The sequence below is a fragment of the Photorhabdus kayaii genome (assembly GCF_025384895.1).
GTDB lineage: Bacteria > Pseudomonadota > Gammaproteobacteria > Enterobacterales > Enterobacteriaceae > Photorhabdus > Photorhabdus kayaii.
Genome location: NZ_JAJAFZ010000110.1, coordinates 1 through 8,254 on the forward strand (window position 1 = coordinate 1; position 8,254 = coordinate 8,254).

7 protein-coding genes and 1 pseudogene are annotated in these 8,254 nt (G+C 48.2%); all 8 read right to left on the reverse strand.

What is annotated here, in order from left to right:
• Positions 1–467: pseudogene (locus LGZ98_RS22505) on the reverse strand (ImcF-related family protein); the annotation flags it as partial.
• On the reverse strand, positions 460–1,632 hold the full coding sequence (locus tag LGZ98_RS22510) for a KPHS_23130 family T6SS system protein (RefSeq protein ID WP_262978617.1): 1,173 nt from the start codon (positions 1,630–1,632) through the stop codon (positions 460–462). The pseudogene LGZ98_RS22505 and the gene LGZ98_RS22510, both read right to left, overlap by 8 nt.
• Entirely contained in the window at positions 1,632–1,907 is a 276-nt protein-coding gene (locus LGZ98_RS22515) for a PAAR domain-containing protein (RefSeq protein WP_262978618.1), read from the reverse strand. Before LGZ98_RS22515 ends, LGZ98_RS22510 begins: the two co-directional genes overlap by 1 nt.
• Positions 1,908–1,968: 61 nt before the next feature.
• Positions 1,969–2,718, reverse strand: coding sequence for a hypothetical protein (locus LGZ98_RS22520; RefSeq protein WP_262978619.1), 750 nt, complete (start codon positions 2,716–2,718; stop codon positions 1,969–1,971).
• 204 nt (positions 2,719–2,922) lie between these two features.
• On the reverse strand, positions 2,923–3,924 hold the full coding sequence (locus tag LGZ98_RS22525) for a putative type VI secretion system effector (RefSeq protein WP_262978620.1): 1,002 nt from the start codon (positions 3,922–3,924) through the stop codon (positions 2,923–2,925).
• On the reverse strand, positions 3,921–6,527 hold the full coding sequence (locus tag LGZ98_RS22530) for a T6SS effector BTH_I2691 family protein (protein WP_262978621.1): 2,607 nt from the start codon (positions 6,525–6,527) through the stop codon (positions 3,921–3,923). Before LGZ98_RS22530 ends, LGZ98_RS22525 begins: the two co-directional genes overlap by 4 nt.
• A gap of 17 nt (positions 6,528–6,544) precedes the next feature.
• A complete protein-coding gene (locus tag LGZ98_RS22535) occupies positions 6,545–7,555 on the reverse strand; it encodes a DUF4123 domain-containing protein (protein WP_262978622.1) in 1,011 nt (336 codons plus the stop codon).
• A gap of 10 nt (positions 7,556–7,565) precedes the next feature.
• Entirely contained in the window at positions 7,566–8,165 is a 600-nt protein-coding gene (locus tag LGZ98_RS22540; protein ID WP_262978623.1) for a DUF2345 domain-containing protein, read from the reverse strand.
• Between the last annotated feature and the right edge of the window lie 89 nt (positions 8,166–8,254).

Sequence of the window (8,254 nt, forward strand, 5' to 3'; positions counted from 1 at the left end):
GCCAGTTGCGCGGTATCGGGTTCAGTGTGTAAACTGCCGCCCCACAACAGGAGCGTGCGATGGCCCTCCAGCCAGTGTTGCGTGGTCAGCCCCGGCGCGATGGCTTCCACGAGCGCCTTTTTACCTGTCACCAGTAAAATTCGCACTTTAAAACGCCAGAAATAACCATAGCGCCGACGAGCACGGCTTTTCAGCGCCCAAAAATAAGATGGCTCTTCCGAGGAAAATGCTTTTCCTCTGAAGGCATTGGGCACTTTCTGTGGGGGTGTCCCCTGTTTGACGTCACGAATCAGGTTCAACAACCAGATGACGCCCACCATACTGACTATCCAGACAACTATCTTGAGCGCTGGCGTATTTAATCCTAACTGATCCCCTCGGAGATATAGCAGCCCGCCTGACACCAGTGCTATCAGCAGGGTTATCAACCCCACCCCCAGATTACGGGTAATAAACGCTTTAGACATAGGAATTTCCTGATGTTATCGCCGGGTTTGCTGGGGAGACCGTCCCCAGTTGTAACGTAGCATGCTGAGAAAGCAGAAAAAGCTGAGGGACATGTTGATATTCCGCCATTCTCATAGCGAGCGTCAGGGTAAACCAGTCGGTAAAATCCCCTGATTTCCCCAGCCAGTGGCTCACACACTGGTGATCCGGCATGACCGGTGCTGTCGTCACCGCTGGTGATAACGAAGATGTCAACACTTGATTCAGCTGGATAAGTAAGCGATCTTTTATGGCGGGATCAACATCGTTGTCCCACAGTGTCCCCGCCGTGACAGCCGGGCATTGATAATGCAGAAACCGGGCGATATCCCGCTGAGCATCATCAGGCGTTGTCGTCATTGTACGATGCAAACAACATTTTGCCGGCAGCGTAGAAGACGATGCTGTTAATAACCAAGCTACTGTGCCATCACTGGCCCTGCTGCGCTCATCAGGACTTTCCCACGACCATGTGATTATCAGCATCAGATCCTGGCTTTCCGTCACCAGCCAGTCATTGAGTTGACTGGCATAATCCGGTTTCAGCACAACAGGGCCTTGTAACTGCGACAACGAAAACCCCAGCTTTTGCCAAACCTGGCAGAATTGATGCCAAACGGTTTCTGCGACCGGTAAAGGGAAATAGAGAGTCAACTGACGGCGAGTAACATGTTTCAGCAAACTCTGGCGCATCGGTCCTAACACCTCTTCAAACAAGCGGGTATACCCCGGAAAAGGCGGTAAGACCAGGGCACTATCGCCATTGACTAACACCGCACTGTCCGCCGGTAACGGGACTTCAGGCGGAAAAATCGCATGATAATCCACGACCTTCATGCCCTGTGAAGCCCACGCTTGCCAATACGCTTCCTGCCAGGCATTTTCCTGCGTCAGTAGCTCCGCCTGCTCCAATTCCACGCCGTAACGAAAAAACTGCCAACCGGCTATCAACCCGAACACCATCGCGGCTCCTACCACCGCAACCACGGCGTAGAACACGCTACGGGGATCTTCACACACGTACCAAAAACCACTGGCGGCCACCACCACGACAAAACAGATCAGACTGAACAGCCGCCACCAGAGTGACCAGTTCAACGACGCTGGCCGGTGCACAAGATGCGGTTCCGGAATTTCCCAGGTCATCACGCTTCCCCTCCGGTACCCATTTTCGATGTACTGGCAATGACATAACAACCACATTGACAAAGGGCTTTATCAAAAGCCACCGGCTTGCCATCAGAGATAAATTGGGCATTGGCTTTGACAATACGGTTAATACCATGCCCTTTCAGCGGACAACTGACTACATCATGCAATAACGCGGCTCTTTTACCGTCAATCTCTATTGAGGAAGAAGCGGAAATCACTTCACCGCCGCTGCTGAGTTTATCACCCAGGCGAATAATGCCTTCAAACATATTTAATCCTATATTATTAGGGATGAATTTTTAGCATTCCCAGAAAAATAAACGCTAACATTTATTTATTACTCTGATTACTTAACGCCGCCAGAGCAAGAGTGCTAACAACTTTTTCCAATGCTTCTCTATCAATAAATTTATTTGAGCATACGATGTCAATTTTCTTGTTTAAATAAACAGAAATAACGACCTTATCTTCACGCCGCTCAACTCTTTCAATACATTCATAAGGCAAAAAAATCGTTTTACTCAACGCGGTCGGAGTTAACAAAAAACCGTCTTCTCTCTTGGCAAAGAAATAACGTTCCTTTGTTCTGCGATATGAAACCCAATTCATCGCCGCCATCATGATACAAATACTACTCAGACCTTTAATCAGCAATAGAACAGCACCTCCGCTCCAACCCCACGCTCTGTTGCAATACTTATCCCGTAAAAAATAGACCGTATGATCCGATTCAGTATTATCGTTCTGATATTCAGAGAATGAGGCGAGTGTCACTCGCTGAATCGACAATAAACACCCAATAAAATAAACCACACCCAACGGAAAGACACAAGACACGATAAAAGAACTGATTTTTGCATACTTTGGCATTTTGATAATAATAAATAAATTAACAATTTGCAGGAAAATGAAAACCTGTAGCACTTTATCCACGATAAATAACTTATCAACCACACTTTGTAATTGATAAGAGAGATCATCATAACTGGCATAAAGCGCCCTGGTCGCCACCAGTGAAGCCAAACATATTAATACATTAATGGCAAAACCGACGAAAACCATTTTATAGATCTGTTTCATAAAAAAACCTCAATTTACACAAAATTACCTATTACTCGAATAGTATTAGATAACACTTTACCTTCGATAATTCGTTGCTGATTTTTTCAAAGTTTCGCTGCGATTCCGGGTCAATCAATTGGGTTGATTTCAGAATTTCAACCAATCTGATCAAAGAAATAATACCTTTAAACATAACAGCTTCTTACCCGATAATTACTTGAATCAGTAATAGTAGTAATGGCTTACGAAATAATACTTATCTGGCAACACTATTCCACTATCTTTACTTGATTCCCTATCAGGGGGATTAGCCTTAATTTCCTTAAGCCTCTTTTTTGTTAATCGTTCAAGATTAACCTCTGTAGGGTCAGGGAATCCTAACGCAGTGAAAATAGCCTCAGCCAATCTGAATGAAGGTTTTGGGTTTTTCATGCAGGAAATATAGATGAAGGGCGAAAATACTACTGCCATGAAAATACAAAATAAAGACGCATATTTTATATATTCAAAAATATCTTTTCTAATAAAGAAAACACCGACTAACATGTACATCACCCAAATAAGTGAAGAGCCATACCAAGTACCGCGTATCTGATATTTAGCGTTTGAATGAATCCCTTGCTTGCAATGCGGTGTCATGGAAATAACCCTTAATTCGGGATTGGCAATGGCATAAACCACATAATATCCCGCCTGCTCCGTCACCGCTAATTCAACGTAGTCACCCACTTTTGCGGAGGTAAATCCCAACCAGCCGTGGAAAGGAATACCATTGATTTTTCCCCGCACAAAATCACAAACATCCCCCAGCCTCACTTGTGTCTGTGAAGTCACCGCCGCCGCTGAACTATTTCCTACCATCGCCAGCAACAGTGCTCCAAATTGATCCCGCTCCTCCTTGCGGGCAAAGGCGGCGGGATCATATTCCCGATCTTTAAAATAACCCATGACACAAAGTGTCTCGAATTCTTCCAATACCCCACTGACTTTGATTAATGGCTTACGCGGCGGTAATTCCGGTGGGGGCGGCTCTTTTGCTAATATTTCATCCAGTACGGGGATCTTATCCTGAAGTGACATTATTTCCTTTTCCATTTCTTCCCTGTTATCAGGAAATTCAATAGCATGTTTCCGGTTTACATTAATAACAATATTAATGTCTTTTCTCTGACTTTTTATTTCATCAAAGTCAATAGCATCTTTAAAAGGACGACTGGTACTCATGACAAATCCTTCATTGCATTAGCAAAGTCTTTACATTGTTCTTCATACAACGTATTTCGTTGCGATTCCAAGTCAATCAATTGAGTTGATTTCAAGTTTTTTGCTGGCTCCAAACCAAACACACAACCCCGACACCATTTTTGTAAATCATTATCAGAAAAATACATCACTAACTCTTCGACAATAAAAATAACGAGCATCGCCTCCCAACTGCACAGCCAGGCAAGATATTCCCACGCCAAAAGCCTTGCCGTCCCTTCAAGGAGAAAATTCTTAGGCGCAAGCAATGCCCTTTTCACTAATATTTCTAATAAACCGTTTAATGCTTTCGTGAATTGCATAAAATCAGCAGCACCTTTAAGACTGTAAAGACCAATAAACTGCCAACGCCCTTGACCATACCATTCAGAAACCGCGTCACTGATATCGACACCCAGATTTAATGCAGAAGCAAGTGTGCCTGCACTCACCCCAATAAACTTAATGGAATCAGTCGCTGCCACATTTTTTATGCCGTGCTCAACTGCCGGAGTCACAATCTCCATCGCCGTACTCAGTGTACCTAAAAACGCGGCAGTTACCTGAGCGTGGCCCTTTGTATCCCCTTTACTCTCTTTTAACTGATTGGCAAACTCCAGTCCGTTGAAAATCAAAACCAGTAATTTAATCCGCGATTGCTTTAGTACCGATTCCCCTTCAGTACTTTCAGTAAACTCTTTAAACCGATCCTGATATTCATTCTTTATCCTTATTCGATTCTCAGAACCGGATGCCTTAAGCTCCTTCAACACCTGCTGCCTGAACGCATTGCCATCTTTAAGTTGGGATACCGACAGTTCAACCGCCTGATCAAACGACACGCCGGAAATCACCGAGAACAGCGTTTTACTCAGCATTTCATTCCGGCTGTTCAGCACTTTCCCTAAACGGGTAAAATTAAAGAACCGATCACCCAGCGTGACCAGTCGCCGGTCACAATGCAACATTGCACGAGAAAATGAACTGTTGGTCGTGGGCGGTTTTTCCAGCGCTTCATTCGCCTTATCGTAAGCCTCGACCAGTTTCCCGCTCAATGATGTCGCAATGTCCATAAACTCTTCGGGTTTTGCCGGTTTCACATCCCCCTTATTCATGGCCATCTGTTGCAAAAATCCGCTCATTTCCGCCATCACATCCGGGTTATTCAGCAGTAACGAGCGCCAGACAATATTGCTCTCCGATAAGGTTGAATACTGGTCGATTAAGCCATCTAAAAATGCGCTGCCGGTTTCTGTGATATTCAATGAAGCCATCGCATAATCCACCGCTTCCCGGTAATTCAGGTTATCCGCCAGCCGGGTTGAGTAGAAATCCCGGCAACAGGTGATAAACCGACTCTCCTGGAGCCAACTCACCCTGAACTGGGCCAGTTGCTCCAGCTTTTTCGCCACTTCAGTACAAAAATCGGCATACTTTTGGTTAAATGCCTGTCGTTTAGCCAGATTCAGCTCTTTCGTGTATTTCTCCCAACTGCTGGCAAACGCCTCTTCACCCAATTTGACCGTATTACGGGCAACATCCTCTTTAAGCCGGGCAAGGTTCTGCGCTGAAGCATGACCGGTCGTCATCGCCGCGATCATGCCGAAGTTTTGCTCCGCCTTCTCTTTCGAATGCGCTGTTTTCAATTGATGCAGTTGATTCTCTACCCCGTTAAGCGAGCTGTCGGTCATAAACTCAATCGACAACTCCTTCAGCCATGTGGCGTGCTCGCCGGCGATATCATCACTCCACCCAGCCAGTTCATGAGCAATGCCTATCGGATCGTGCAAAGCCAGCAATACCGGTGAGACCGGCGAGCCATCCGCTGCCGCTCCCCGTCTTTGCATGGCTCTGACCGTGAGGTCCGCACTCCCTGCCCGATTTCGGCTCCATGGATAGAGGGTGCCCTGCGGGCCAACCGCATTAGGCGTAAACGCATAGTAGGGCGCCTCTTCCATTGTCCGGCTGATACGGGCCGCTGTAGGATTATGAGGCAAAAGATAGGTGGGGCAATACATATCCACCGGGTGGTAATCCATCACCGTATTCAGGGTGTCTGCCATGACCTCGCTGATCCCCTCCCCTTCCGGCCCCCCTCGCCATTGCCAGGATTTCACGCACTGCATCCGCTTTTCCCGCGCATCGGGGTGATCGTGATAATACTGTATTGTCTCCGGACTCCAGGCCGAAGGCGAGAAGGCCAGCCAGGTATCCTGACGCAGCGCAATATCCTGCAATACGATAAACTCCACATTGGTGCTTTGATGTGTCGGGGCATGACAATTCGCGGTTTTCTTAGGGAAAACACCAAAAGGCGCATTGTATTGCTTCCACAGCGCCCCGTCCTCGCTGATACTCCAGGTCTCCCAGCTCTCCTGAGCAAATATCCCGGCATTGCAATAATAAACATATAAAAAACCCTGCCGTAAGGCACGCAACGCATAATGGTAGCCTTTAGCCGAGGGAAACGGCGTCTCCGCCCACTCCGGCAAGGTTTCATGGATACTATCCGGAACTACCGAATAGCGTACCGGCAACAGCGCCGGGCCGGTTGCCTCACACATTTTGCATAATGGTCGATTCATGACTGTATCTCCTTATTTTATGAAGGAATAATGGAAGTTTTGGGATGACAACATTCTCGAACCAGTGCCAGCCACGTTTTTTCTGGCAATCCGGCTGTACGATCAGCATAACCACGGGTACTGTTACCCTCCTCACCGGACAGCAAGGATTGTATCCGGGGATGCAAATCGATCGCCGGATGGTATAGCAAGCCATGCAAAGCACACGCCTCCAGATCACGAACATGATTAAAGGCATAGCGTTCAGTGACCCGGCGCAGTAAAGCCAGCATCATCTCCAACGCTTCAGACTCTGTCCGGCGTAACTGATTGCGATGTGCCTGACGATAGCGGCGCAGTGCCCGGTTCATCGGACCTGCCCAGGTCATTTCCTGCACGTTTTCCGGGGACAACGCCAGTGAGAAGGTATATTGCACCGCCGCAGATTTAGCGTTGTCCCGGTGCAATAACTGACCGTCACCGTCGATCAAGTGCCAGTCTGTCAGCGGCCCCAGCAGACGCGAACGTTGCCAGGTATCCAACAACGGCCACAAGGCATTGTTCACTGTCGGATCATAAAAACGCAGCACGATTTGCCGTACCGATGACAAGGCTTGTACCGCCGTCATACCGAGATGTTGCGCAATCGCGGATACCGGATGGGAACTGAACAGCCAGCCACAAACCATCCGACCTCGTCCGGCAATCAACTCTGCCGGATCGGATTCCTGCAATGCTTGCGTAATACTCAACTCCAGCATGTGAGCATCCTCAGGCCGATTAATATCCAGCGGTATCAACCAGGGAGAATAACGGGGTTCAAAACGGGGATGCTTTATCTGGATCGCTATAGCGGCAGGCTGATGGTTAAGGATTGCCGCAGGCAGCAACTCATCCTGTCGGCTATTCAGGAAAACCGCCGGATCAACCAGCAGCAGCCCCTGTCCACCCTGTTGGGTAAACGCGTTATGCAAGTCAGCCAACAAGCAGATTCTTTGCTTGTCTATAACATCAGCAGAAAAATCGTAATCAATTTGAATCTGAGTCATCAGATATTCCTTATTCCATCACGCTATCGTGAGCAGCTGCCACATGCTCTTCCGTTGACGCACAACGGTCAGGCAATGTCAGGGTTGAACTCTGACTGGCGGGGCCTGCTTTTTGGAAAACATCGCACTGAAACCGGGCATTCTTCGGACCGGCAAACGAAATATGACCGTCTTTCAGCGAGATATAAGCGCCACCGCATTCCAGCCGCAGTTCAGTTTTCGCGGATATCGTCACCGTATCTTCCTGGCTGACCAGGCGCAGCGCCTGCTGGGCCAGTAAATCCATCTCACCAGTCTGGGCCTGAATCTCCACCTTGCCGGAGGCGGCCAACAACTTCATACCCAGGGTTTTGGCAAATAAACTCAGGGTTTCACCCACCGCCAGCCGGAATTTCTTGGTGATGCTCATATCCGCATCACGGCCAACCGTCGTTATCAGATTTTCACCGGCAGAAAGCTGTAAGTTGCCCGGTGTCACCTGAGCAATGCCTGACGGCGCTGAAAGTAACAGCGCTCGCTGTTGCAGCTCTTTGAGGGTGTGATCCATAAATGCGGTCTGGGCTTCGATATCCGCCAGCTCCGCTTTCGCCGCTTCAGCGGCGTAACGCAATCCCGCCGCAGTCTGAAGGGCCGCATCCAGTTCCGACAACGCCGCCTGCATTGCCAACACCGGCCCCTGGGCTTTGGGTTGCCCGTCTG

Bases quoted from the DNA above. Each gene is read 5' to 3' on its own strand.
- LGZ98_RS22510 (WP_262978617.1), bottom strand. From the start codon at position 1,632: ATGACCTGGGAAATTCCGGAACCGCATCTTGTGCACCGGCCAGCGTCG.
- LGZ98_RS22515 (WP_262978618.1), bottom strand. From the start codon at position 1,907: ATGTTTGAAGGCATTATTCGCCTGGGTGATAAACTCAGCAGCGGCGGT.
- LGZ98_RS22520 (WP_262978619.1), bottom strand. From the start codon at position 2,718: ATGAAACAGATCTATAAAATGGTTTTCGTCGGTTTTGCCATTAATGTA.
- LGZ98_RS22525 (WP_262978620.1), bottom strand. From the start codon at position 3,924: ATGAGTACCAGTCGTCCTTTTAAAGATGCTATTGACTTTGATGAAATA.
- LGZ98_RS22530 (WP_262978621.1), bottom strand. From the start codon at position 6,527: ATGAATCGACCATTATGCAAAATGTGTGAGGCAACCGGCCCGGCGCTG.
- LGZ98_RS22535 (WP_262978622.1), bottom strand. From the start codon at position 7,555: ATGACTCAGATTCAAATTGATTACGATTTTTCTGCTGATGTTATAGAC.